The organism is Microbulbifer discodermiae (assembly GCF_040742695.1).
Lineage (GTDB): Bacteria > Pseudomonadota > Gammaproteobacteria > Pseudomonadales > Cellvibrionaceae > Microbulbifer.
Map to the genome: position 1 here is coordinate 93627 of NZ_JBFLAB010000001.1, position 26118 is coordinate 119744.

25 protein-coding genes are annotated in these 26118 nt (G+C 60.9%); 17 read left to right on the forward strand and 8 right to left on the reverse strand.

All coding sequences use genetic code 11. From position 1 onward, the window contains the following. The first annotated feature begins 188 nt into the window (after positions 1–188). The 12 genes from AB1S50_RS00375 to yjgA all read left to right on the forward strand — a co-directional run bounded on the left by AB1S50_RS00375 (position 189) and on the right by yjgA (position 10200). Positions 189–1160 carry a KpsF/GutQ family sugar-phosphate isomerase gene (locus AB1S50_RS00375; protein WP_367148377.1) on the forward strand — a complete coding sequence of 324 codons (972 nt, stop codon included), beginning with the start codon at positions 189–191 and terminating at the stop codon, positions 1158–1160. 15 nt (positions 1161–1175) lie between these two features. Further along, positions 1176–1742 carry a KdsC family phosphatase gene (locus AB1S50_RS00380; protein ID WP_455363725.1) on the forward strand — a complete coding sequence of 189 codons (567 nt, stop codon included), beginning with the start codon at positions 1176–1178 and terminating at the stop codon, positions 1740–1742. 82 nt (positions 1743–1824) lie between these two features. Further along, the gene (gene lptC / locus AB1S50_RS00385; RefSeq protein WP_367148378.1) at positions 1825–2391 is read left to right on the forward strand and encodes an LPS export ABC transporter periplasmic protein LptC; all 567 of its coding nucleotides are present in this window, start codon (positions 1825–1827) and stop codon (positions 2389–2391) included. Further along, the gene (gene lptA, locus AB1S50_RS00390) at positions 2378–2920 is read left to right on the forward strand and encodes a lipopolysaccharide transport periplasmic protein LptA (RefSeq protein WP_367148379.1); all 543 of its coding nucleotides are present in this window, start codon (positions 2378–2380) and stop codon (positions 2918–2920) included. Before lptC ends, lptA begins: the two co-directional genes overlap by 14 nt. 95 nt (positions 2921–3015) lie before the next feature. Next, a complete protein-coding gene (lptB, locus tag AB1S50_RS00395; protein ID WP_367148380.1) occupies positions 3016–3741 on the forward strand; it encodes an LPS export ABC transporter ATP-binding protein in 726 nt (241 codons plus the stop codon). 249 nt (positions 3742–3990) lie between these two features. Beyond that, the gene (locus AB1S50_RS00400; RefSeq protein ID WP_367148381.1) at positions 3991–5433 is read left to right on the forward strand and encodes an RNA polymerase factor sigma-54; all 1443 of its coding nucleotides are present in this window, start codon (positions 3991–3993) and stop codon (positions 5431–5433) included. Positions 5434–6041: 608 nt separating this feature from the next. Next, positions 6042–6332, forward strand: a complete 291-nt coding sequence (hpf, locus tag AB1S50_RS00405; RefSeq protein WP_367148382.1) for a ribosome hibernation-promoting factor, HPF/YfiA family — start codon at positions 6042–6044, stop codon at positions 6330–6332. Positions 6333–6335: 3 nt separating this feature from the next. After that, complete coding sequence (ptsN, locus tag AB1S50_RS00410) at positions 6336–6797, forward strand: PTS IIA-like nitrogen regulatory protein PtsN (protein WP_367148383.1); 462 nt, start codon at positions 6336–6338, stop codon at positions 6795–6797. Positions 6798–6899: 102 nt separating this feature from the next. Further along, on the forward strand, positions 6900–7760 hold the full coding sequence (gene rapZ / locus AB1S50_RS00415) for an RNase adapter RapZ (protein WP_367148384.1): 861 nt from the start codon (positions 6900–6902) through the stop codon (positions 7758–7760). 31 nt (positions 7761–7791) lie between these two features. After that, positions 7792–8061 (forward strand): HPr family phosphocarrier protein, encoded by a 270-nt coding sequence (locus tag AB1S50_RS00420; RefSeq protein WP_367148385.1) that lies wholly within the window; start codon positions 7792–7794, stop codon positions 8059–8061. Positions 8062–8277: 216 nt separating this feature from the next. Beyond that, positions 8278–9645, forward strand: coding sequence for a magnesium transporter (gene mgtE / locus AB1S50_RS00425; protein ID WP_367148386.1), 1368 nt, complete (start codon positions 8278–8280; stop codon positions 9643–9645). A 36-nt stretch (positions 9646–9681) separates the two neighbouring features. After that, positions 9682–10200, forward strand: a complete 519-nt coding sequence (gene yjgA, locus AB1S50_RS00430; protein ID WP_367148387.1) for a ribosome biogenesis factor YjgA — start codon at positions 9682–9684, stop codon at positions 10198–10200. Between the two features lie 121 nt (positions 10201–10321). Here yjgA and AB1S50_RS00435 read toward each other — a convergent pair whose 3' ends face one another. The 8 genes from AB1S50_RS00435 to AB1S50_RS00470 form a co-directional block, all read right to left on the reverse strand. Further along, complete coding sequence (locus AB1S50_RS00435) at positions 10322–11176, reverse strand: hypothetical protein (RefSeq protein WP_367148388.1); 855 nt, start codon at positions 11174–11176, stop codon at positions 10322–10324. A 167-nt stretch (positions 11177–11343) separates the two neighbouring features. Continuing rightward, positions 11344–11877: a peptide-methionine (R)-S-oxide reductase MsrB gene (gene msrB / locus AB1S50_RS00440; protein ID WP_367148389.1), complete on the reverse strand. Its 534-nt coding sequence runs from the start codon at positions 11875–11877 to the stop codon at positions 11344–11346. Between the two features lie 101 nt (positions 11878–11978). After that, positions 11979–16139: a YhdP family protein gene (locus AB1S50_RS00445; RefSeq protein ID WP_367148435.1), complete on the reverse strand. Its 4161-nt coding sequence runs from the start codon at positions 16137–16139 to the stop codon at positions 11979–11981. Positions 16140–16196: 57 nt separating this feature from the next. Next, entirely contained in the window at positions 16197–17684 is a 1488-nt protein-coding gene (rng, locus tag AB1S50_RS00450) for a ribonuclease G (protein WP_367148390.1), read from the reverse strand. Beyond that, entirely contained in the window at positions 17677–18294 is a 618-nt protein-coding gene (locus AB1S50_RS00455; RefSeq protein ID WP_367148391.1) for a Maf family protein, read from the reverse strand. Before AB1S50_RS00455 ends, rng begins: the two co-directional genes overlap by 8 nt. 127 nt (positions 18295–18421) lie before the next feature. Next, positions 18422–18910, reverse strand: a complete 489-nt coding sequence (mreD, locus tag AB1S50_RS00460) for a rod shape-determining protein MreD (protein WP_367148392.1) — start codon at positions 18908–18910, stop codon at positions 18422–18424. Beyond that, complete coding sequence (gene mreC, locus AB1S50_RS00465) at positions 18888–19748, reverse strand: rod shape-determining protein MreC (RefSeq protein WP_367148436.1); 861 nt, start codon at positions 19746–19748, stop codon at positions 18888–18890. Before mreC ends, mreD begins: the two co-directional genes overlap by 23 nt. Continuing rightward, complete coding sequence (locus AB1S50_RS00470) at positions 19745–20779, reverse strand: rod shape-determining protein (RefSeq protein WP_367148393.1); 1035 nt, start codon at positions 20777–20779, stop codon at positions 19745–19747. Before AB1S50_RS00470 ends, mreC begins: the two co-directional genes overlap by 4 nt. Positions 20780–21240: 461 nt before the next feature. On the opposite strand from AB1S50_RS00470, the gene gatC reads away from it, so the two are divergent. The 5 genes from gatC to cysZ all read left to right on the forward strand — a co-directional run bounded on the left by gatC (position 21241) and on the right by cysZ (position 25960). Further along, positions 21241–21528: an Asp-tRNA(Asn)/Glu-tRNA(Gln) amidotransferase subunit GatC gene (gene gatC / locus AB1S50_RS00475; protein ID WP_367148394.1), complete on the forward strand. Its 288-nt coding sequence runs from the start codon at positions 21241–21243 to the stop codon at positions 21526–21528. A 45-nt stretch (positions 21529–21573) separates the two neighbouring features. After that, positions 21574–23046 carry an Asp-tRNA(Asn)/Glu-tRNA(Gln) amidotransferase subunit GatA gene (gatA, locus tag AB1S50_RS00480; protein WP_367148395.1) on the forward strand — a complete coding sequence of 491 codons (1473 nt, stop codon included), beginning with the start codon at positions 21574–21576 and terminating at the stop codon, positions 23044–23046. Between the two features lie 2 nt (positions 23047–23048). Further along, positions 23049–24500, forward strand: a complete 1452-nt coding sequence (gene gatB / locus AB1S50_RS00485; RefSeq protein WP_367148396.1) for an Asp-tRNA(Asn)/Glu-tRNA(Gln) amidotransferase subunit GatB — start codon at positions 23049–23051, stop codon at positions 24498–24500. A gap of 31 nt (positions 24501–24531) precedes the next feature. Next, a complete protein-coding gene (locus tag AB1S50_RS00490; RefSeq protein WP_367148397.1) occupies positions 24532–24831 on the forward strand; it encodes a PA4642 family protein in 300 nt (99 codons plus the stop codon). Positions 24832–25114: 283 nt separating this feature from the next. Further along, a complete protein-coding gene (cysZ, locus tag AB1S50_RS00495; protein ID WP_367148398.1) occupies positions 25115–25960 on the forward strand; it encodes a sulfate transporter CysZ in 846 nt (281 codons plus the stop codon). The last annotated feature ends 158 nt before the right edge of the window (positions 25961–26118 follow it).

Consider the following 26118-nt stretch of genomic DNA (forward strand, 5'->3'; position numbering starts at 1 on the left):
GTGACCCTACTGCGCTCAACGCACGGCTATTGTAGACGTCTGTGGAGGTTTTGCCCGTGGCGGGGGCGGTGTGGCATCGATCCCTCCTTAAAGGTTAGCACTGGGGAGGCCCGGTCGGCGGCCAGGTGGGATTTACGGTATACGCAGGATGTTTCTAAACTCAACAGAACCCGACGCGGAGTGACGCAATGACGCAGGACCTTATATTGCAGGCGGGGCGCCGCACTGTACGCATGGAAAATGCCGCGGTTGCCGCCCTGGAAAGCCGTATCGACGAGAATTTTAAACGCGCCTGTGAACAGATTTTACAGTGCCGCGGACGCACCATTGTCACCGGCATGGGTAAATCGGGCCATATCGGCAAGAAGATCGCCGCCACCCTCGCCAGTACCGGCACCCCCAGTTTCTTTGTGCATCCGGGCGAAGCCAGCCACGGCGACCTGGGCATGATTACACGCGACGATCTGGTGATCGCCATATCCAATTCCGGCTCCTCCGCGGAAGTGTTGACCCTGCTCCCCCTGCTGAAGCGGCTGGGCACCCCCTTGATCAGCATGGCCGGCAAGGCCGACTCACCCCTTGCCCAGGCCGCCGACGTCAACCTGGACATTGCGGTGGAAACCGAGGCCTGCCCGCTCAACCTCGCCCCAACCTCCTCTACCACAGTGACCCTGGTCATGGGCGATGCACTGGCGGTGGCTCTGCTGGAAGCGCGCGGTTTTACCGCGCAGGATTTTGCCTTCTCGCACCCCGGCGGCGCCCTCGGGCGGCGCCTGCTGCTAAAAGTCGAGGATGTGATGCACCGCGGCGACGAATTGCCGCAGGTCTTCCCGGAAACACCGCTGTACCAGGCGCTGCTCGAAATGACCAGCAAAGGCTTTGGCATGACCACTGTGGTCGACCGACAGGGCACTCTGTTGGGCGTCTTTACCGATGGCGACCTGCGCCGGGTAATCGACCACAAGGTTGAACTGGACAGTGCCACCATGGCAGAAGTCATGAGCCGCTACCCCAAGACGGTCGCGGCCAACACTCTCGCCGCCGAGGCACTCGGGGTCATGGAGGACAACCGGATTACAGCACTGGTGGTGGAGGACGACGCCCACCATCCCATTGGTGTGCTGCATATGCACGATATACTGCGCGCCGGCGTAATCTGATCAGGACGGTAAATCGTGAGCTCAAAAACAAATTCGAAAGAAAAAATTGAACGCCAGCTGTCCAGGGTGCACCACCTGATACTGGATGTGGACGGCGTGCTGACCGATGGCAAACTGTACTTTGACAACAATGGCAATGAGCTGAAGACTTTCCACACGCTGGACGGCCACGGTATCAAAATGTTGCAGAAGTCCGGTGTGCAAGTGGCCATCATTACCGGGCGGCGCAGCAGTGTAGTGGAACGACGGGCGCATGATCTGGGAGTCCACAAGCTGATCCAGGGCCGCGAAGACAAACTCACTGCCCTGCACGAACTGTTTGCCCAGGAAGGGTGTCGGATGGAAGACATGGCTTATGTGGGGGACGACTATCCCGACCTGACGGTAATGACGCGGGTGGGATGCCCCATCGCAGTGCCCAACGCCGCGCCGCCAGTGCGCGAGAGAGCAATATGGGTCACCGAGGCCCGGGGTGGCGAAGGCGCGGTGCGGGAAGTCTGCGACCGGATCATGCGGGTGCAGGGCACTTTCGCAGCCGCCCTGGCCCCCTATATTGACACAGACACCCCCATTGGAAAGTGAGACAGAATAACGCATTGGCTGTCTCATCGGGCTCGGGGCCACCTTTGGGTCCGGGCGCGAAAATGTTTGACGGAGGAACCCTATGCGCAGCTGGTTGCCGCTGTTCATCCTCGCCACGCTGATTGGCGTCAGCCTCTGGTACGCCGACAGTGCCCCGGAGCAACTGCTGGGCAAAAGGCCCACCCAGCAGGAGAAAAACCGTGCTGCGGACCTGGTGATTCGCGATGCCCACACACGCCACTTCGACACTGAAGGCGCGCTGGCGTACATAGTCAACGCGGAGCAAATCACTTATTTTCAGTTTGCCCGTCGCGACCAGGCCGACCTGGCCGAGCCCCGCATCGTGTTCTATCAGGACGATAGACCCAAATGGCTTACAGAATCCAGACAGGGCATCGCATACAATAACGGCCAGAAAGTGGAACTGAGCGGCGATGTGGTCATCAACGAATTACCCGAGCCAGGCGGCCTGACGCTGGAGACCCAGGCCATAACCGTTTTGCCGCAACAGGAATTCGCCGAGACCGACAAACTTGTTACCATTACCTCCGGCACCAGCATAACGGAAGGCATTGGTATGCACGCACTGTTGAAAGAGAATCGGGTGAAAATCCTCTCCGAGGTAAAGAGTACCTATGAAAGCGATTAGTTACCTGGTGCCGGCCTTGTGTGCGGCCCTGCCAATGCTTTCCGGGCCGGCACTGGCACTGCCGGAAGACCGGGAACAGCCGGTCAGGATTCTCGCACACAATCTGGACGCCGATGGCGGCACCAACCTAACCATCTACAGCGGCGATGTGGTGATCACCCAGGGGTCGCTGCAAATTCACGCAGACCGGGTCGAAGCCCACCTGAGTGAAGGGGGCAAAATCCGGCGGGTGATCGCGGTGGGCAAGCCGGCGCGCTTCCAGCAGCAAATGGCGCAGAGCACAGTCCCGGTCAAAGCCCGCGCCCAGCGTATCGAATACACTGTGAAAACCGCCGAGCTGCTCCTCACCGGCAGTGCCCATGTGGACCGTGACGGCAATACCCTGGCCGCCGAGCGCATTGACTACGATCTCAACAGTGAGCAGATGCAGGCCAAGGGACAATCCGACGGTGGCAGGGTTGAGATGATCTGGAAGCCGGAAACACAAAACAACGGGCAATCCACCGACGATACAGCCCAAAGCCAGTAACACCCTGCGCTGTTACCCTAGAAATTTGCGACCCGCTCCCCCTGGCACCCTGGGTGCCGCTGCAGGAGCCGGGTGGGAAGTAAGTGGAAGACACTATGCCGACGCTGAAAGCGTTACACCTCGCCAAGCAGTACAACAAAAGGAAGGTTGTACAGGACGTCTCGGTAAGCGTCAGCAGCTCCCAGGTGGTGGGACTGTTGGGCCCCAATGGCGCCGGTAAAACCACCTGCTTCTACATGATCGCAGGCCTGGTACGGGCCGATGCCGGACAGGTGATGATCGACAATCTGGATATCACCCGCCTGTCGATGCACGGCCGGGCGCGCAGGGGTATCGGCTACCTGCCGCAGGAGGCATCGGTGTTCCGCCGCCTGACGGTGCGCGACAACATTCTCGCCATCCTCGAGACACGCCGGGACCTGAGCAGGGCCGACCGCCTGCAGCAACTGCGTGAACTGATGCAGGAATTCAATATTACCCATATCGAAAAGAGCCTGGGTATGGCGCTTTCGGGTGGCGAGCGTCGCCGGGTGGAGATAGCCCGCGCGCTGGCCACGGATCCCGACTTCGTGTTGCTGGATGAACCCTTTGCCGGGGTGGACCCCATCTCCGTCAAAGACATCAAACAGATAATTCGCCATCTGCGCGATCGCGGTATCGGGGTCTTGATCACGGATCACAATGTACGCGAAACGCTGGATATCTGCGAAACCGCCTACATAGTCAGTGAGGGCCATATCATCGCCGCCGGCACTCCGGCGGAAGTACTGGCCAACCAGCAGGTCCGGGAGGTCTATCTGGGTCACGAGTTTACCATCTAGCTGGTTGTCGAAAGCCCTCCCTGGCTTCCCTCAATCTGGCGTGTCCGCAACCCCTCCACGGCAAATCAAGTAGCTCACGCTTGATTTGCCGCGGCCCGATTACATTGGGGCGCCCATATTTACCCAGCCTTTCCCTCGCCCATTCCAAGCGGCACAGTTATTGCTTGTAATTGACCAGTCAGGAGTTTAGTCTGCTTCCTCGTCTCCCTAAAGACGATTCCTCCGCCGACTCAGTGTGCGACTCCTGGTATGAAGCAGTCCCTGCAGCTAAAACTCGGTACCCAGCTGACCATGACCCCTCAGCTGCAACAGGCCATTCGCCTATTGCAGTTGTCGACGCCCGACCTGCAGCAGGAAATCCAGTCCATACTCGACAGCAACCCACTACTTGAGGCGGACCAGGAGGAGCCTTCCGAGTGGTCCGGGGAGCAGCGGGAGCCCGAGCGGGGTACCGACAGCAGCGATGAGCGCACCACCGAAGAGGGCGACTGGAGCCAGGACATCCCCAGCGAGCTGCCGGTGGACACCCGCTGGGACGATATCTATGGCGGAGGCAGCTACAGTGGGGGCTTCGACACCGGGGACGAACTCTCCACCGAGCAGGGCAATGCCACCCCCGACAATCTCCGCAGCCATCTCTTGTGGCAATTGAACCTCACCACCCTCTCGGTGGAAGACAAGCGCATCGCGGAAAATCTTATCGACTGCATCTCTCCCAGCGGGTTTCTGCTCTCCAGCGTCGAAGAACTGGGCGCAGCACTGGGCGTCGACACCGACGATGTCGTGGCGGTGCTGAAAACGGTGCAACAGCTCGACCCGGCTGGCTGCGGAGCCCGCGATCTGCGCGAGTGTCTGCTGCTGCAACTGCGCCAGTTACCGGCAGACACCCCCTGGCTGAAACAGGCCCAGACCCTGGTAGGCGAGCACCTGCAGCTTCTGGGCAAGCGGGATTTTCGCCAGCTCAGCCGCCGCACCCGCCTCAGCGAGGCCCAGTTGGGTGAAGTCGTACGGCTGATCCAAACCCTCAATCCGCACCCTGGGATCGCATTTGACAATGATCAGCCCCAGTACCTGGTGCCCGACGTGGTGGTCACCCGGAAACAGCAACGCTGGCTGGTGGAACTGAACCCGGAAGCCACGCCGCGACTGAGAATCAACGGTAACTATGCCTCCATGATCAGGCGGGCCGACAAATCCAGCGACAATAACTTTCTGCGGGACAACCTGCAGGAAGCGCGCTGGTTTCTGAAGAGTCTGCGGAGCCGCAATGAAACCCTGCTGAAGGTCGCCTCCAGTATCGTTGACAGGCAGCGCGATTTTTTTGAACTGGGGCCGGAGGCGATGAAACCCATGATCCTGGCGGATATCGCCGAAACCATCGGCATGCATGAATCGACCATCTCCCGGGTCACCGCCAACAAATATATGCTGACGCCGCGCGGCACCTTCGAACTCAAGTACTTCTTTTCCAATCAGGTCAGCACCGATTCCGGGGAAGAGGCATCCTCAACAGCCATCCGCGCCATCATCCGCAAGCTGATCGACGCCGAATCACCCCGCAAGCCATTGTCCGACAATAAAATTGCTCAGGAACTCGGCCAGAGCGGGGTCAAGGTGGCCCGCCGCACCGTGGCCAAGTACCGCGAGTCCATGGGAATCCCCTCATCCAGCGAGCGCAAGAGACTGGTCTAGGGCCTGTTCACACTACCTGAGTTGGCCCTGCTGCTACTGATTTGGTGGCCTGTACGGCAGGAATTGCGCAATGTGGTGGACCCACATAAGCAATTTCTAACGCCGCAAGGCACGAAACCAGGGGCAGCCCTTCGGGTTGTGCCGGAAAAGGCGCCACTCTTCGTTGCTCGTCGCTCATTTGGAACAACCAAACTTCTCCCCTCGTGCCTCGATTGGCCCCTTTTCTGTCACAACAGGGCCAACTCAGGTAGTGTGAACAGGCCCTAGGAAACCCAATCGCTGAGAGATTATCGACTGGATTGTCGCCCTTGAAAACCTGTGCGATTACGCGAAATCGGTTACTTTTCAAAAGCTTGCAACGGTCTCCACCGGCGGTGGCACTGTCTCAGGACGCCCCGCCCCGCCAAGCTGCAAGACCCCCGGTTACAGCTCCGGGCCCGGGGTCACCAATTCGAGACACCAATCTGTCGCCGACAGATAAATCAACCCGGCGCATCTCCAAACCCCCGACTTTGAGTGTATCCTTCCATTTTGGCGTACTTCCTAGTAGGGTTGCCGCCCTGGCGGAGCTAGCGCCAGCAAGCAATACTCTCTTTGAGGAGAATTCCATGCAGATCAACATCAGTGGCCGCCACCTGGAACTGACCCCGGCTCTGCGCGATTACTGTCGTGAAAAACTGGAACGGCTCTCCCACCACAACGATTTGATCACCAGCGTCCAGATCACCCTGTCCATCGAGCGGGAGCTTCAGCGCTCCGAAGCGCTGATACACGTGAACGGGGCCGAAATCTTCGCCAATTCCGAAGCGGACGACATGTACGCTGCAATCGATGCACTGACCGACAAACTTGACCGGCAGTTGGTAAAACATAAAGAAAAGTTGCGCAAGCACCGCTAAGTTATGATCCTGGAAGCATTACTCTCACCCACCCTGAGTCTGTGCAAACTGCCGGGAAGCAGCAAAAAAAAGCTGCTCCTGAACATCGCCCAAGCCATCGCCGAACAGTATCCGCAACTGGACGCCGATACCGTGTTCAACCGGCTTATCGCCCGGGAGCGGCTGGGTTCCACCGGCATCGGTGAGGGAGTGGCAATTCCCCACTGCCGCCTCCCCGGTTGCGAAGGGCCCATTGGCGTTCTGTGTACTACCGACCCAGCAGTGGATTTTGACTCTGCTGACCGCCAGCCAGTCGACCTGCTGTTTGCCCTATTGGTGCCGGAAAACTCCGAGCAACAGCACCTGGAAACCCTGGCCGAGATAGCGGCACTGTTCAGCGACAGCCGGGTTAGAACCAAATTACGTCGAGCCCAGAGTGGCGACGAGCTGTACGCACTGGCAATTGACAGCGCTGCCGCCGCATAATGCACCAGTGGTGAGAATTATTGCCGCCCGGGACAGAGCTCAAACCCACCTGTCATACCCCGTTTGCATGAGGCGGCAAGCCAGTCACAAAGGGATTTCCCCATGCGCGTGGTCATCATCAGCGGTCGTTCCGGTTCCGGCAAGAGTTCTGCGCTGCAGTTGCTGGAGGACGTCGGCTTCAACTGTATCGACAATATTCCCGCCAGCCTGCTGCCGGAGCTGATCAACCGGGTCCGGGAACAGCAACGCGGAGAGGAGACCAGCCTGGCGCTCGGCATCGACGCGCGGAATCTGTGGCAGGACATCCAGCAGGCCCCGGAAGTCATCGAGAAACTGCGTACGAGCGGGGTCAAATGCGACGTCTTCTATCTGGATGCCCGCTCGCCGGTGCTGGTCCAGCGTTTCAGCGAGACCCGCCGCAAACACCCCCTGAGCGACAATCGCACCCATCTGGTCGAGGCGCTGAACCGCGAGAAGGAGCTGCTGGCCCCGCTCGCCGCCATGGCCGACCTGGTGATCGATACCAGCAGCCTCAGCCTGCACCAGCTCCGTGAACTGGTAAAAAACCGCGTCGTGGGCGACGACTCCCCCGAGATGGCAATACTGTTCCAGTCGTTCGGGTTTAAACACGGCGTACCGATTGATGCCGACCTGGTGTTTGACCTGCGCTGCCTGCCCAACCCCTACTGGGTGGCGGAACTGCGCAATAAAACCGGTCTCGATCCGGAGGTGGTGGAGTTTTTGCGCCAGCACCCGGAAACCGGGGCCATGCAGAGCGATATCACCCACTTCCTGCAGCGCTGGCTGCCGTCGTATCAGAAGAGCAACCGCAGCTACACCTGCGTAGCCATCGGTTGTACCGGGGGGCGCCACCGCTCTGTCTACATGGTTGAACAGCTGGCTGGGATATTCCGGGAGCAGTTCCGCAACATCCAGATTCGCCACCGGGAGCAACAGAAATAATTCGTCAATCCCCCGCAAGTCGCAGAAAAAGATGCTGAAAAACCGTCTGCTCATCGTCAATAAACTCGGACTGCACGCGCGCGCCGCAAGCAAGTTTGCGCAGACCTCCGCGCGCTTCGAGGCGGATATCAGGGTCCACTGTCGCGGCAAGTCCGTCGATGGCAAGAGTGTCATGGCACTGATGCTGCTGGCTGCAGCCAAAGGCACAGAGCTGGAACTGGAAGTGTGTGGTGCAGATGAGGATGTCGCGCTCGCCGCCATCAGCTCACTGGTGACCGATCGTTTCGGCGAAGCTGAGTAGAGATCAATCCCGCATATCATTGACCCGGCGACTCAAAAAGCTGCAGGGTACACGCATGTGCCAGCGCCGAACTGAGAGCGGCGCAGGCCCGGTGAGAAAGCCAGGCAATACGCTTTTCAACAAACTGGTGGTACCGCTATTGCCGACACTCGCGCCGGCCCGGGGTCGGCAGCTATAATTCCCGCCTCACCTCATTCCGGCAGCAAGGGGAAGCCTGTGTCCAACCCGCCTTCCGCGGAAATCCAGTTTCCCGCTCAAAATCGCCTCGGCGAACTGTTTGCCGCCCTGGACAGTGGTACCGGGCGCGAGGTGCGGCACATGCTCAGCACCCTGTCCCCGCAGAGTATCGCCCAGCTGGTGGAAAGCTCTCCACCCAAAATCCGCCAGGTATTGTGGAAACTGATCGACAAGGAGGTGGAAGGCGAAGTCCTGCAGGAACTGAGCGAAGAGGTACAGAGCCAGATCCTGGCAACCATGGACACCGAAGAGATGGTGGCCGCCATGGAGGGGCTGGACGCCGACGACGTCGCCGATATTTTGCAGCACCTGCCGGAGCGGGTAATGGCGGAAGTGCTGTCAGCGATGAGTGAAACCGACCGCCTGCGGGTGGAGAGTGTCCTCGCCTACGACGAGGAGACCGCCGGTGGTCTGATGAACACGGACACCATTTCCGTGCGCCCCAATCTCACCCTGGACGTGGTACTGCGCTATCTGCGCCGCCATGAACAGCTGCCGGAATCCACTGACAACCTGTTCGTGGTCAACCGCAAAGACCAGTATATCGGCCTGCTGCCATTATCCCGCCTGCTCACCAGCGATCCATCGATCACCGTGCGGGAAGTGATGAACACGGATGTAGACCCGATTCCGGCGGATCTCAGTGACACAGAGGTCGCACGGCTGTTTACCAAATACGACTGGATCACCGCCCCTGTGGTGGACGAGCACAAGCGTCTGCTCGGGCGGATCACCATCGACGATGTGGTGGATGTGATCCGCGAGGAGGCGGACCATTCGCTGATGAGCCTCGCCGGCCTGGACGAAGAGGAAGACACCTTCGCCCCGGTGCGCCGCACAGCGCCGCGCCGGGCCATCTGGCTGGGCGTCAACCTGCTGACTGCACTGCTGGCCTCCTGGGTCATTAATCTGTTTCAGGATACCATCGACAAGGTGGTGGCCCTGGCCGTGCTGATGCCCATCGTCGCCAGTATGGGCGGCGTCGCCGGCAACCAGACTCTGACGGTGGTGATTCGCGGCATGGCACTGGGGCAGATAGGCCGCAGCAATCTCAGCTGGCTGCTCAACCGGGAACTGCTGTCCGGCGCCCTCAACGCCCTGCTCTGGTCCCTGGTCCTCGGCGCCATCGCCGGCTTGTGGTTTAACGACAGCAGGATCGCCATCACCATCCTCGCGGCGATGGTCATCAGCCTGATTACCGCCGCGCTGGCGGGCGCCACACTGCCGGTAATACTGCGCGCGCTGCACATAGACCCGGCGCTGGCCGGGGGCGTGGCACTGACCACCGTCACCGACGTGGTGGGCTTCCTGTCGTTCCTCGGCCTGGCCACCTGGTTTTTTGCCTGACCCAGAGTTTTGATAAGACTGCAAAAGAATTTGTGTATGGAACAACCCGACGACTTTAGCGACTCCGGCGACGAACTGCCAAAAAGCAAGACCCAGGTCAAACAGGAAATGCACGCGCTGCAGGAACTGGGGCGCCGTTTAAGTAAATTGTCACCGGCACAGCTGGACACTATTCCCCTGGAAAATGATCTGCGCGAAGCGCTCGACACTTTGCACCGGATCAAGTCCAACGAAGCGCGACGGCGACAGCTGCAGTACATCGGCAAGCTGATGCGACGGGTCGATAGCGAGGCCATTGAAGTGGCCCTGAACCAATTCAGGGAAAGGGACCAGCAACACCTGCGTGTGGACCGCTTGGCGGAGGAGTGGCGCAGGCAGCTATTGGAGGGCGGCAAAGACGCGCAAAAGAAATTTTTTGATCGTTTCCCCCAGGCAGACCACCAACACCTGCGACAACTGGTGCGCGATGCCAAGCGGGAGATTCAACACAACAGGCCCCCCGCCAATCAGCGCAAACTGTTCCGTTACCTGCGCGACCTTCTGGCATCACTTTAGCGGGCTGTCGAAAAAGTAGCTTTCAACACCTTTTGTCATGGACAGGAATATCCGGGCCCACGCAACCCTCGTCGCCCGATGGTATCCAAGCGACGACAGCAATCAATCACAGGCAATCGGTTCAGCCCGTCTGCACCGCCGGCTCAGCGCAGGTTTCCGCCTGCCACTGGAACAGGTTCATCTCGATACAGAAGAAGGCCACCAGCCACAGAAAGGCATCCCAGAAATCCAGAAAAGTGCCATTGATCCCCCAGTAAAGGGCACACAGCAACAGGGTGAAATACAACAATGCCTTGATCATCCGCGAGTAGTGCATTATCCGGTTGGACAGCTCGTGCCGCAGTTGCAGCCACACATCGAACGCCAGGACAGCCACCAAAAGTAGCCAGGCGCCGGCATTGATCACATCGGTCCAGGCCAGCCTTTGGATGCTATGCCAGGAGTCCACTGAGCCGAGCACCTGGGCACCGGCCAGCCGCAGTGTTTCGCCGCTGCCCAGAGCGGCGCAATTTGCTGTAGTAAGCGCCACATAGTCATCAGCCTCCTGGACCAGCGACCAACCGCCCTGCGCCGCCAGCTCGCAAACCGGCTGCAGATTGGGCAGCAACTGGCCCAGCGAAATCATTTCAACCACATAGCCGTAAAAGGAATACACGATAAACAGATAGCAGACAGCGGAAATTGCATTGAGGGACCATTTCACCCCACCGCGCAGCATGTGGTCCGGCAGGACGAAAGTCTCCAGTTCGAACACCAACAGCAGGATCACCCAGGCCAGGGTGTCAATGGAATCGTTGTAGGCCTCGATCACCCGACCCGGCTGCACGCCGTCGGCAAACACAGCCGCGGCTACCGCATGGTTTTCCAGGAAAAACGCGCCCACATTGAAGACGAGCAACAGGTAGACGGTGTACTTGAACACCCGGAACAGGGTGTAGCGGTCTATGGGTATTCCCGCCGTGGTGGCATCAGACATCTGCACGGACCTCAGCTTATTGATTATGCTTCGCGGAAGCCGGCGGCGGGTACATTTGTCACTGTGCAGCGAGTGGCAAAACGCCGGGCAACCGGCGCTTCGCAATACCACTGCTCAATCCCTGCCTGCGGCACGACCCTTGGGCCGCAGGCAACAATATCGAACAATTATTCGGTTTTTGCAACACTGGGAACGAAATCCAGTGCCAGTGAGTTCAGGCAGTAGCGCAGGCCGGTGGGTCCGGGGCCATCCTTGAACACATGGCCCAGGTGCTCACCGCAGGCCGACAGAACTTCGGTGCGTTTCAGCCCCCAACTGTAGTCGTCTTTGAGCACTACATTTTCCGGATGCGCCACATCCCAGAAGCTCGGCCATCCGGTGCCCGACTTGTACTTGTGAGAGGAGCTGAACACCGGCAGGCGACAGCCGGCAGAGACGTAAACCCCCTCCGCCTTGTTGTTCAGCCACTTGCCCGTAAAGGGGCGCTCAGTGCCCTTTTCCCACAGTATCTCGAACTGGTCCGGTGGCAAAAGCTGCCGCCAGACCGACTTGGGAATCGCAGTCAGGTTGGTCCCCGCGGCAATATTTTCCCGGGCCTGGGCCGCGGTCATCGACTTGTCCCGCTCGTGCTCCGCCTCGGTACAGGCCGACAGAGTGGCGAACACCAGTAACAGCGGCGCGAGAAACCTTAGATTACCCATGGAAGACTGCCTCTCATGTTGACTTATTGGGTACAGCTTTGAGTATTCTTTCGCGCCACAGTTCAACTGGCAACCTGTGGGAAAGCCTCTTTCAACAGTCCCTAGGGCGGAGGGGACGAAGGCGTGCCCGGTCCCGGCCACTCGGCCACGTCCGGTTTGGCACCCTGTTCGCTGGCCGCACTGCCCTGCCGCTGGGCTCCCTCGTCATCAAACATCTTGTCGAAACGAATATCCGGGTCCGCCCAGTCACCACTGATGCGGTAGCTGACCGAAGCCACTTTGTTCACCTGCTTCTTGAACACCTTGCTGATCAGATACACACCCGCGGCAGCGGGCAGTCCACCGGCAATCGCCGCCACCAGCGCCAGGTTGTTGCCCACCGGCAGGGTGGCCACCAGGGTCAGGTCCAGGTCCTCGCGGGCCACGTTGAGCTGCCCCGCCATCTGCAACTCACTGGTGGGCCCGTCCACCTGAATAGGCACGGCGATCAACAACTGGCCATCCCCCTCGAAATTCACTTCACCGCGCACCCGGTCGAACGCCATGCCGCTCTGATACAGATCGGAGAAATCCAGTCGCAGCCGCCGCGCCCAGGTGTCGAAATTGAACAGCGACAAAAGCCGCAGCAGCGCCGAACCGGCGCTGCCCGTGGAGCGCAAGAAGCGCCCCTTGCGGATATCGATTTTCAGCTCCCCCACCAGCTGTTTGCCCACTGCCGCTGCCGGCGAGCCACTCCAGCTCAGGGCGGTATCAAACCGCGCATACTCACTTTCGATCGCGGGCTCCTGCCCCCAGGCCTTCTGCACATCGGCCAGGTCGGCGGAGCGCAGAGCGCCGATAAACTGGGACGACTCGCTGCCGTCCGGGTGGCGCAACCACATCAGCTGTGCGCCCAGCCTGTCCTCTCCCGAGCCGCGCCCCTCCACCGTGATCCCGCGCGCGGTGCCGCGAATATCACTCAACACCAGGCGGTCCGCGGAGGGACGCAGGCGAAAGGACCAGGGGCCCAAATCCTCTTCCCCCAGGCTGACACTGTCGGCACTGAAGTCCAGTTGGGGCAAACTGCTGAAATCGAAACCCGACCAGGGATCGGCGACCAGCTCCACTGCCTCGGACTCGCCTTCGGCGGATTCCGGTGACGGCTTCTCCGATGCCTTTGGTGCGGGCAGGCGCAGATACCGCAACTTCAGCTGCAGCGGGGTCTCGGCATTCAAAATACCGCTGAACTGGCCACTCGCGGTCTCGCTGTCGAAATCGATACGCCAGTCCGCGCCGACCCCGCGACCCCGCGCATGCAGGTTGGCGATCTCTTTCTGGCCCAGGATCAGCCGGTCGGTCCCCAGATCCAGGGTGACGGGCAGCGGGCTGCTGTCCGCCGCCGGCGTATCCTCGCCCTGCGCCTGACCTTCGGCGGCGATATCATAGACTTCCAGTACCCGGCGCCAGGAGGTCAAATCCACTTGTGACAGGTCCCCGGTAATCGACAGTTCACGAGCGGTGGGGAGCTTGGCCGCTGTATTGAGGGCGATGTTGCCGCGCACCAGCTCGCCCCCGACCTGCCAAAAGCGCCCCTGCAGTTGCTCGCCGTAACTGAGATGGTAGAGACTGCCCTGCTCGCCCACCGGTACGCGCAGTACGAGATTGCTCCTCTCCTCTGCGGTTTTGTCCAGTGGCGGCGGCAGGTTAACCGCCACTCCTTTGAGGTCAGTAGTCACCTCCACCACCGCTGCGTAGGGCATCTCTTTGGTCCGCGCGGGAATGGTCACCAGGGTGCGGTAATCGAATATGCCATCCAGCCACTTCAGCTCCGGGCGCCCGGACCAGTCGCCCACCGCCGCCACGTCGGCACTGCCGCGGACCACCACCTGCGTATCGCGCTGCGAACCCTGACCCGGGTGCTCTATCTCGGCAGTCAGCGGGCGGCCCCACAGACTGCCGTTCAAGCGGGTCCCGCTCAGGCCGCCGTCGCTGTCGTAGAGCACCCGCCCGGCGAGTTCTTCGATATCCAGCCGCAGGTCGCCCAGTTGCAGTTTTCCCTCCCGCAAATCCACCTGCACAGTTTGCTGCGGTTTCAGGCTACTGCCCCCCAACGGCTGGGACAGGGTCAAGCTGCCGCTCAGATCGCCATCCAGTTCCCAGCTGTCGAAAGCGTCGCCCAGATGCTCGCGCAGAGGGGAATCCCGCAGCAACCGCAGGCCACTTTGGGCCGGCCCCGCCACCTGCGCGCGCACTCCCAGTAAGGAACCCTCTCCCAAAGGCGCCGGCGTCAGGGCCACCTCGATGTTGCGCGCGGTGATATCCCAAAGCTTTGCAGCACTGGCGCTGACCTGGACATTGCGATCATTGACCAGCAGCCGGGCGTCAACCTCGCGGGCTGTTGGCCACCCCGGCGCATAGTCGATACGCCCCTGACTGACCTCCGCCTGCAACTGCACAGTCTGCCGTTCCGCATGCCGGCCCAGTGCCAGCAGTTGCGCGTCGTCGCCCTTTTGGAAGGAGTAGCCGCGATAGATAAAGGCGGCCTGGGGCACCCGCCCGGGGTTATCCGCTCCCAGTGCCCCGTCGAGCCAGGCGCGGAGACTTTCACTGGTGGTCACCGGTACCAGCGCCCCTTGGGCGGATACGGGTGCATCGCGCAACCCCAGCGCCAAAGTGAATTCAGTTGCGCGGCTGCCGGGAGTGAACGGCAGCCTTAACAGAAACTGCCCCGCAACCTGCCCCAGGGCACCGTCCATTTGCAATTCGCCGGAATAGACCTGCACCGAGTTTCGATCGCGATCCACATGCCAGGCAACCGAGCCGGCGGTGCGCTCAAATTCGAAACCCTGGGGATAGAGTTTGGGGAAATGCAGGTCCAGGGCGCTGCCGCTATCCAGGTCGACACGCCCGTTGGCGCCCTGCAACTCCAGATAACCGCTCAGGCCGCGCACCGCCGGCGCGCCGAGATGCGCCTGGGCGGTGACATCCACCAGGTTGGCCGCCAGAGTGATTTTTCCATCGACGCCCCGAGCAAATTGGATTGACTCCAGTCGACCCTCCGGTGCCAGCGCCTCCAACCAGTCCCGCGCCGGCCCCTGCAACACTTGCAGCCGCCGCAATATACGACTCCAGGCCCCCAGCTCCAGCCGGTCGGCGGACAGCCGCAGACCGGTCTCCTCATCGTTGCGGACCAGCAGATTTAGCGCCGGTATCGGCTGGTCCCGCCAGTCCAGGCGCACATCCTGCAACGCCAGCTGCCAGTTCTGGCCCGGCTGCCACTGCCCGGAAATATCTCCGGCCAGGGATTGCAATGGCGCCAGCAACGGCGGCCGGCTGTCCGCAGACGCTTCCGCATCACCTTCTGCCACCGGCGCCGCTTCCCCCACCTGTGCCAGGCTCACCTGGCCCTGCAACCGGTAGCCCACCTGGGAATCGGAGCTTAACCACAGGCTGCCGCTGGCCAGTTTGCTGCCCGTCCAGTGGAAGCGCTCCGGCACCGGGGTCAGCTGATGCAACAGAGTGATCACCTCCTCATCCACCTGCAGATCGTCCAGATGCAGATAGCCGCTGAGCGCGAAGTTTTCCCTGTCCCGCGGATTGCCGCGCCCCTCCAGTATCAGGCGCAGGGTTTCCCGGCCGACCGGCGGAGCATCCGTGTCGTCACTGTCCCGGGACAGGAATGCCCGCGCACTCAAGCGGCGAAAGTTGCCGCTGTACTCCAGCAACACCTGCGGTACATTCAACTGTGCGGTCCCACCGTCTTCGAGGCGCACCGCCAGCGCGGCATCCCGCACCAGCACCTTTGGACTCAATTGAAAAATACGCGCCGGATCCCCCAGAGCCAGGGTGGAGCCGCCGCTACCCGCTGGCGGCTCCGCTGCGGGGATGGGAAATCCCTCGATATGCCAGCGGCCATTGTCCAGTTGGCGAATAGCGGCGCTGAAATCGTGTACCTCCAGGTTCTTCCAGACCAGTTCGCGGTTCCACAGGCTGGCCAGCAGGTCCAGGTGGAAGAGACCGAAGCCCATTTGTACCTGGCCGGCGTCACCGAGTCGCAGATTGTGCAGCTCCAGCGCTACTTCCAGCGCCCGCCAGCGCAGTGACAGCCCCGCCACCTGTACCGGCACCCCCAGCTGTTCTCCCAACCAATCGCTGATCTGTGGACGGTACCGCTCCACCTGTGGCGACAGGAGACGACCCGTCTGCACCATCAGCGCCAGGGCGATCACCAGTGTGATCACCAACAGCCAGAACTTGCGCGCCAACCAGCGCAGGGCGCGCATCACAGCGAGCTGGCCCTTTGCGGCCCCGGTCTGGGGTACGGCCGGTCTGTTGCGACGCTACACGAGAACAATATCGTACTGCTCCTGGTTATAGATGGGCTCCACCTGAAACTGAATCGGACGCTCGATGAACTCCTCCAAATCGGCGACATTGGCCGACTCCTCGTCGAGGAGCAAGTCAATCACCACCTGGCTCGCCAGGACCATGATCTTTTCGCTATCGTAAGCACGCGCCTCGCGGAGAATTTCGCGAAAGATCTCGTAGCAAACGGTTTCGGCGCTCTTGAGGGAGCCCCGCCCGGCGCATACGGGGCAGGTCTCGCACAAAAACTGTCCCAGCGACTCGCGGGTACGCTTGCGGGTCATCTCCACCAGGCCCAGTTCGGAAACACCAGTGATGCTGGTTTTGGCGTGGTCCTTCTCCAGCGCCTTTTCCAGTGTGCGCAACACCTGCCGCTGGTGCTCGGCATCCTTCATATCAATGAAGTCGATAATGATGATTCCGCCCAAATTGCGCAGTCGCAGCTGGCGGGCGATGGAGGTGGCCGCCTCGAGGTTGGTCTTGAAAATTGTCTCTTCGAGATTCCTGTGGCCGACAAAGGCCCCGGTGTTGACATCGATTGTGCTCATCGCCTCGGTCTGCTCCACCAGAAGGTAGCCGCCGGACTTCAGAGCCACCTTGTTGTGCAGCGCCTTTTGAATCTCTTCCTCGACACCGTAGAGGTCAAACAGGGGCCGCTCACCGGGATAGTGCTCCAGGCGGCCGGCGATTTCTGGAGCATACCTGTCGGCGAATTCGACTGCCCGACCCAGGGCCTCGCGAGAGTCGATGCGAATCTTCTCCATATGCGGCCGCGCCAGGTCGCGCAGGGCACGCATAAACAGCGGCAGGTCCTCGTAGATCACCGACGGCACGGAACCGGCGCCAATACTCTGTTCCAGCTCACTCCAGAGTTTGTACAAAAAAGGAATGTCCCGCAGCAGCTCCTCTTCACTCACGCCCTCGGCGACGGTGCGCAGGATAAAGCCCCCATCGCCGTGCTGGCCCTGCTCAGACAGCTTTGCCGAAGCCTGTTCCACCAGCCCGCGCAGGCGCTCGCGCTCGCTCTCCTCCTCGATCCGGTTGGAAATACCAATGTGGCGTGTCTGTGGCATATAGACCAGAAAGCGGGTGGATACCGAAAGGTGGGTAGTCAGGCGGGCCCCCTTGCTGCCGATGGGGTCCTTGACCACCTGCACCACCAGCGACTGGCCTTCGCGCACCGATGCGCCTATATCCGCCACCTCAGCATCGCGCGCCTCCATGCCCTCATCATCCAGCGGCGCTATGTCCGAGGCGTGAATAAACCCAGCCCGCTCCAGACCGATATCCACGAATGCCGCCTGCATACCCGGGAGCACCCGCACCACTTTGCCCTTGTAGATGTTGCCCACAAGTCCGCGGCGGGCGGTGCGCTCCAGGTAAACTTCCTGCAGCACGCCGTTTTCCACCAGGGCGACGCGGGTTTCCATCGGCGCCACATTGATCAGCAGCTCCTCACTCACCGCAAGCCCCCTGCCAGTAGTGAATACCAGCCTGCTCCAGCATCGGCGCCAGCGTTTCCAGGGGCAGCCCCACCACATTGCTGTAACTGCCGTTGATAGCCTCCACCAGCACGGCGCCACGCCCCTGTATGCCGTAACCTCCCGCCTTGTCCTGCGGCTCACCGGTGCGCCAGTAGGCGTCGATCTGTGCGCGGCCCAGGGAGCGGAAACACACCCGGGTCTCCGCCAACTGGCAGTCTGAGCGCCCTGAGTCCGCAAGGCACACAGCGGTCAGCACCCTGTGTTCAGACCCGCACAGTAGCGCCATCATACGGTGGAAATCCGCCAGATCCCGCGGCTTCTCCAGCACTTCACCGCCCTCCGCCAGGACCAGGGTGTCGGCACCCAGGACCCAGTCGGCCTCTCCGGCGGACAGCCACTGGCGGCCGGCCTCGGCCTTCTCCCGCGCCAGTCGCAGCACATAGGCCCGCGCCGACTCGGAAGGGTGCCGGCACTCCACCAGTGCTACCGGCCGCTGGCAAAAGGGCACACCTATCTGCGCCAGCAGCTGTGCGCGGCGCGGCGAGGCGGAGGCAAGGAGAAGCCGGCTGTCTGCGGGGGAATTTGGCACTTCAGGACTTATTGTTGGTGAATCAGCAGCTGATTATAATCATATCGCTCGAAAAATAAGCGATTTTTACGCAAATTAACCTTCGATAACGGCACCTGGCCGATTTCGGGGCATTCGCCCGCAGAGGTCATCGCACCTGCAGGCGGTCGGCCATCAGGTTCAGCCAGAACGCCAGCCAGGGCCACAGGAGGGCACTGGTGACTGCCGGCCACAAAAAGACCAGGCCGGGAGCCGATTTGCCCGCGAAACTGTGAATCCAGTTGCCAACAACCTGATTGATACCCACCAGAACGAATACCCAGAGCAGCTGCTGCGCCGGATTGAACGCCCGCGTGCGCCTGTAGGTCAGCAGGCTGAAGTACGCCAGCACCGCCAGCGCCAGTGCGTGGGAGCCGAGCACCGCACCGGTCACCAGGTCCTCCACGATGCCCACCAGCCACGCAAACACAACGCCCAGGCTCTCCGGCATACGAGTGGTCCAGAAGACTACCAACAGGGCTGTAAACGCCGGGCGGAACCACAGCCACTCAACCGGCAGTGGCATCACCGCCAGTAGCAGCGCCGCTACGGCGGTGGCGAGGATAAACCAGCGATTATGGGGTTCCAGCAGATTCATCTTGTTCGCTTATCACCGCCAGCACAAACCGACTGCGGTTCATTCTCCCCTGGGGCCGCACCTCCGCATCCGCAAATGGCCGCCCGGGATCCCGGCGCACGGAAATGACCTCCCCCACCGGATAACCGGAGGGAAAACGCCCGCCCAGGCCGGAAGTCAATAACAGGTCCCCCTCGCGGATATCACTGGTGTTGGCCATATAGCGAAGCTTGAGGCGATACAGGTCACCGGTGCCCTCCACCACGGCGCGCACACTGTTGCGCAGCACCTGCACCGGCAGTGCGTGACTGGCATCCGTAATCAGCAAAACCCGGCTGCTGGAGCTGCCGGCCTCAATCACCTGCCCCAGCAAACCGGTGGCATCCATAATCGGCGTGCCGGGCCCGACTCCGTCGTCGCGCCCCTTGTCGATCACCAGCACATGCTCCTGCGGATCCGGGGACACGCCAATCACCTCCGCCACCAGAACCCGCTCACTGACCGTTTCGGCGGAATTCATCAGTTCCTTGAGCTGGGTATTTTCCGCCCTCACCGCTGCCAGCAGCTGACTGCGGTGCTCCAGCAGCAGCAAGCGGCGCCGCAAACGATCGTTCTCCTGCTCCAACTCTTCGCGGGATTGCAGGCTCTCAGCCACCCAGTCGCTGACTCGACCGGGGGTATCGGTGATCTGGTAGAACGGAGCTGCCAGGGTCGCGGCACGCTCGCGCAGGGGCTGCAGCCAATCGGTGAAAAGGCCTATAGAGATAAGTGCGACCGCCACCAGACCCAGTAGCAGGATACGGGACTCCGGCGAAGGGCCGCGGCTGAATAACGGCTTAATGGGATTCCCCGAATTCAGTTAGACACCAGGTAGAGGCGGCTCTTGTCCATCATATCGAGCGCCTTGCCTCCACCCCGGGCGACACAGGTCAGAGGGTCATCGGCAACGATCACCGGCAGCCCGGACTCCTCCATCAACAACCGGTCCAGGTCCCGCAGCAGGGAGCCACCGCCGGTCAGGACCATGCCGCGCTCGGCGATGTCCGATGCCAGCTCCGGCGGGGACTGCTCCAGCGCGCTTTTCACCGCCTGTACTATCCCCGTCAGGGGTTCCTGCAGCGCTTCCAGGATTTCGTCGGAATTGAGCGTAAAGCTGCGCGGCACCCCTTCCGCGAGATTGCGGCCGCGCACGTCGATTTCACGCACTTCGCTGCCAGCGTAGGCGCAGCCGATTTCCTCCTTGATGCGCTCGGCGGTGGCATCCCCGATAACACTGCCGTAATTGCGGCGCACATAGTTGACGATGGCCTCGTCAAACCGGTCGCCGCCGATACGCACGGAATCGGAGTAAACGACACCATTCAGGGAAATGATGGCGATCTCAGTGGTGCCCCCACCAATATCCACCACCATGGACCCGCTGGCCTCTTCCACTTTCAGGCCGGCGCCAATGGCGGCGGCCATGGGTTCTTCAATCAGCCACACCTCGCGGGCGCCGGCACCCATGGCGGATTCGCGGATAGCGCGGCGTTCCACTTCCGTGGACTGACAGGGTACGCAAACCAACACCCGCGGGCTCGGGCGCATCCAGCTGTGCTCGTGCACTTTCTTGATGAAGTGCTGCAACATCTTTTCAGTGACCTGAAAATCGGCGATAACGCCATCTTTCAGGGGGCGGATAGCGGTGATGTTGCCGGGGGTCCGGCCCAACATGCGCTTTGCCTCGACACCTACCGCCTCGACGATCTTCTGGCCGTTGTAGTGGCGAATGGCGACAACGGATGGCTCGTCCAGCACTACCCCCCGGTCGCGCACATAAATCAGCGTGTTGGCGGTTCCCAGGTCGATGGATAGATCACTGGAAAACATGCCGCGCAAACGTTTAAACATGAAATTCTGTTACCCTGTACTGATGGCGGTGCCCGGAGAAGGGCAACGCAAGTGCGAACTTAATGCACCGTCATTAAACCGGCAGTCTGCCTGATTCGCCGGGTTAATCGCTGCTGAAAGCCTAGTTGGTCCACGGAAAAAATTCTGAGTTCCGGGCCGCATTTTTTACCCGTAGGTCCGGCGCCGGCCAGAGCCGCGCCAGAATCGGCAAACTCTAACAACGGCGGGAATTGAGGGCAAGGCTGAATCCGGGTTATCGCCATCGGCTCAAGTTCCGCCGATCCGGGCCTGCCGCCCAGTGTCCGGGTGCACATCACCCACAGCCGCAACCGGGGCGTTTGTCAGCGAACGGCTCTTTTGTGCTAAATTTGCCCCTCTTTGCGCCGCGTCCCACAGTCCAGTGCGGATCTGGCAGCGCCCACCGGAGAGACAGCAAGCAATCCAAAGGAGTCCAAAGCACCATGGCCGTGGACACTCAGACTATCGACCGACTGGCGGAGCTGGCCCGCATCGCCATTTCCACGGAAACAGTGGCAGAGGTTGCCGACCGGCTCGGAGAAGTGCTGCAACTGGTGAATCAGTTGCAGAGTATCGACACCCGGGGAATCGAGCCCATGTCCCACCCGCTGGACGCGGTACAGCGTCTGCGCGCCGATGAAGTCACTGAAGCGGATCAGAGCCGGGCCCTACTGGCTCTGGCTCCCGAGACCGAGCGGGACCTGTATCTGGTGCCCAAGGTAATCGACTGAGACAGACCCGACTTTGGCCGACTGACCACATTCCCGGAACCCCCAATGCACCAGCTAACCATCGCCGACATCATTCGCGGCCTGCGCGCCAGGCAGTTTTCCAGCACCGAGATCACCCGACACTTTCTGGACCGGATCGCACAGCTGGACCAGCGCTACAACAGTTTCATTACCGTCACCGAAGAGCAGGCACTGCGGCAGGCGCAGGCGGCGGATAAGCGCCTGGCGGCCGGCGATGCGCCGGCCATGTGCGGTGTTCCCATCGCCCACAAGGACATCTTCTGCACCAGTGGTGTGCGCACCAGTTGCGGCTCGAAGATGCTCGACAATTTCGTGCCACCCTACGATGCCGCGGTGGTGGAGAACTTCAACCGCGCCGGCAGTGTCACCCTGGGGAAAACCAACATGGACGAGTTCGCCATGGGCTCCTCCAATGAAACCAGCCATTATGGTGCGGTGAAAAACCCCTGGGATACCACCCGCGTGCCCGGCGGCTCTTCCGGCGGTTCCGCCGCCTCCGTGGCTGCCCTGCTGGCACCGGGAGCCACCGCCACCGATACCGGCGGCTCCATCCGCCAACCGGCGGCCCTGACCAATACCACCGGGGTAAAACCCACCTATGGTCGCATCTCCCGCTGGGGCATGGTGGCCTTCGCCTCCAGTCTCGATCAGGCCGGGCCCCTGGCCCGCAGCGCCGAAGACGCCGCCCTGATGCTGTCCGTGATGGCCGGCAGTGACCACCGCGATGCCACCAATCTCGGGCACGCCTCCCAAGACTTCACCAAAGGGCTGGACAAGGAAATCTCCGGTGTGAGAATCGGCGTGCCCAGGGAGTACTTTGGCGACGGTCTGGACAATGATGCCGCCGCGCGGATAGAGGCGGCACTGCGGGAATTCGAAAAACTGGGTGCCGAACTGGTGGATATCAGCCTGCCCCATGTCCATCTGGCGGTACCGGCCTACTATGTCATTGCGCCGGCGGAGGCCTCCGCCAACCTTTCGCGCTTCGATGGTGTCCGCTATGGCCACCGCTGCGAAGAACCCAAAGATTTGCGCGATCTGTATATGCGCTCCCGGGGGGAAGGGTTCGGTGAAGAAGTGCAGCGGCGGATTCTGGTGGGCACCTATGTGCTCTCTGCCGGTTACTACGATGCCTACTACAACAAGGCGCAGCAGGTGCGCCGCCTGATCAAGCAGGATTTTGTCCAGGCCCTGGAACGGGTGGACGTGATTATGGGGCCTACTTCGCCATCTCCGGCATTTCCCCTGGGAGCCAAGAGCGCGGACCCGGTTGCCATGTACCTGGAGGACACCTACACCATCGCCATCAATCTGGCCGGACTGCCCGCAATGTCGATGCCCTGCGGACTTGTGAACGGCTTACCGGTGGGACTGCAAATTATCGGCAATTACCTCGAAGAGGCGCGCATGCTGAATATTGCGCACATCTACCAGCGGGCGACGGACTGGCATCTGGCCGCCGCACCCGGCCTGGTATCGGACCGGACGGGAGCATAGCTGTGGAATGGGAAATCGTTATCGGGCTGGAGGTACATGTCCAGCTCGCCACCAAGTCGAAACTATTCTCCGGCGCCAGCACTGCGTTTGGGGCTGCACCCAACACCCAGGCCTGTGCCATCGACCTGGCCATGCCCGGCACCCTGCCGGTGCCCAACGAAGAGGCATTTCGCTTCGCCGTACTGTTTGGCTTGGCGATGAATGCGGAAATCGGCCAGCGCTCGGTATTCGAACGCAAAAACTACTTTTACCCGGATCTGCCCAAGGGGTACCAGACCACCCAGCTGGCGCAACCGATTGTGGGACCGGGGGAAATCGAAATTCATCTGCCGGACGGGCACCGCCGGACAGTTCGCCTGCACCATGCGCACCTGGAGGAGGACGCCGGCAAATCACTGCATGAGGATTTCCACGGCATGTCCGGCATAGACCTGAACCGCGCCGGCACGCCATTGATCGAGATCGTCTCCGAGCCGGACCTGCGCAGCGCCGCCGAAGCGGTGGCCTATCTCAAGAAACTACACAGTATCGTCACCTATCTGGGTATTTCCGACGGCGACATGTCCCAGGGGTCCATGCGCTGCGACGCCAATGTCTCAGTGCGCCTGAAGGGCGACGAGAAGCTCGGCACCCGCACCGAACTCAAGAACATCAACTCCTTTCGCTTTGTGGAAAAGGCCATCAAAGTGGAGGCACAACGACAAATCGACATTCTCGAGGATGGCGGCCACATAGAACAGGAAACCCGCCTCTACGATGCGGACAAAGACGAAACCCGCTCCATGCGCAGCAAGGAGGCGGCCAACGACTATCGCTACTTCCCCTGTCCGGACCTGTTGCCGGTCGAGCTTTCCGATGACTATATCGCTAAGCTGCGCGCCCAACTGCCGGAACTACCCGATGCCAAGAGCGCCCGCTTCGCCACTGAATACGGATTGTCCGCCTACGACGCCGACCAGCTCACCCAGGAGCGGCCGGTGGCCGATTACTTCGAAGCAGCGGCGCGCCAGTCCGGCGAGGCAAAACTGGCGGCCAACTGGGTCATGGGCGAGCTGGCGGCGCTGCTGAACCGCGAGGGGTTGACCATCGAGAAAACACCGGTAACCGCACAGCAACTGGCGGGGCTGATCGCGCGTATCGTGGATAAAACTGTCTCCAGCAAGATTGCCAAACAGGTGTTCGAGGCCATGGCAAACGGCGCGGGTGACGCGGACACAGTTATCGAACAGCAGGGACTCCGGCAGGTCTCGGATACCGATGCCATTGAACAGATGGTGGACCAGGTCATCGCCAACAGCGCCACCCAGGTGGCAAACTATCGCAACGCGGATGAAACCAAGCGCCCGAAAATGATGGGCTATTTTGTCGGCCAGATTATGAAAGCCTCCAAGGGCCAGGCCAACCCGCAGATCATCAACAAGATCCTCAAGGAAAAACTCGACGCATTGCTGTGAGCTGCAACGACACCGCAATTAGGGAGGCACTATGAGCCTGAAGAAAGACAAACAGAAAGTTCTCGGAGAAGTTTTCGACCAGCAGCGTATCGCGGGCTTTCTGGTGGGCGAAGCACCGGCGGGTGTCTCCCGGGATTACCATTTGCTGGAGCGCGCCTACCGCGGCATGAAGGCGGAAAACTTCGCCACCTTTGTACAGCTGTTCCTGGCGCAAAACCTGGATATCAACAGTACCGGACCCGACGGGAAAACCCTGCTGGAGCGCATAACAGGACACCGCCAGAGCGCAGAATATGCTGAAGTTCTGCGGGCTGCTGGAGCCAGTGGCTAATAAATTAGGGCCTGTTCACACTACCTGAGTTGGCCCTGTTGTGACAGAAAAGGTGCCAATCGAGGCACGAGGAGAGCGGTTTGGTTGTTCCAAATGAGCAACGAGCAACGAAGCGTGGCGCCTTTTTGGGCACAACCCGAAGGGCTGCCGCTGGTTTCGCGCCCTGCGTCGTTAGAAATTGCTTATGTGGACCCACCACACAGCGCAATTCCTGCCTTGCAGGCCACAAAACCAATGGCAGCAGGGCTATCTCAGTTAGTGTGAACAGGCCCCAGGAAACACCATGACATCCAATCCAGCGCACGGGGCCCACGCACTGGTACGCGGCGCGCAGCTGCTGACTCAGCGGGAATTGCGCCCCTTTATCATAGTGCCCCTGTTAATCAATCTGGTGCTGTTTATAGCCCTTACCGCCCTGATGCTGTCGCAGCTCGGCGGCCTTGTGGACTATTTGCGCAGTCTGCTTACACATTCGCCGGTGGATACGGAAAGCATGTCCTGGTGGCGCGCCTGGATGGCAACAGCAGCGGCCTGGGCAGCGATGGTGTTCCAGTGGCTGGCCTGGCTTATCGCCATTGCGGTGGTATTGATGTTTCTGTTTATCTACGGGTATGCGTTCGGCATCATTACCAATATCATCGCCGCACCCTTCAACGGCCTGCTGGCGGAGAAAGTCGAGGAGCTCCTCACCGGCAGGGCACCGCCCTCGGAACCCCTGCACCGGATGGTTTGGCGCACCCTGGGCCGCGAATTGCGCAAACTGGGGTATTTCCTGGGTTGGGGCATTCTGATTTTTATTGTCGCACTCCTGACCAGCTGGACCGTGTTCCTGCCCGCTGCACTGGGTGCACTCTGGGGTGCCTGGTGTATGGCGATTCAATATGTGGACTACCCGCTCGACAACCATCAGCGCCCCTTTCGGGAAGTCAAAAGCGTGCTAATGCGACGCAAGCTGACCACTCTGGGTTTTGGCGGCACAGTAATGCTGGCCAAAATGGTGCCGGTATTGAATATCTTTGTGATGCCGGCCGCGGTTGCCGGCGGCACAGCCCTGTGGGTGGAGCGGCTGCGCAAGGAGGGAGATCCGGGTGCTGACGCCCTCCCGGGAAGGGATTTGGAAAAAAGGTAAACCCTGGCCCCGGTAAATTCTGCCAGCCAACGATGATCCCCTATCGTTGGCCTACCGGCCGCTTAGCCGGTTGTTAAAAACTACTTTTTCAACAACCGATCCAACCCTGTGCAACTAACTACAGAGCACCGGGCCACAGCGCGTTTTGCGATGGCTTG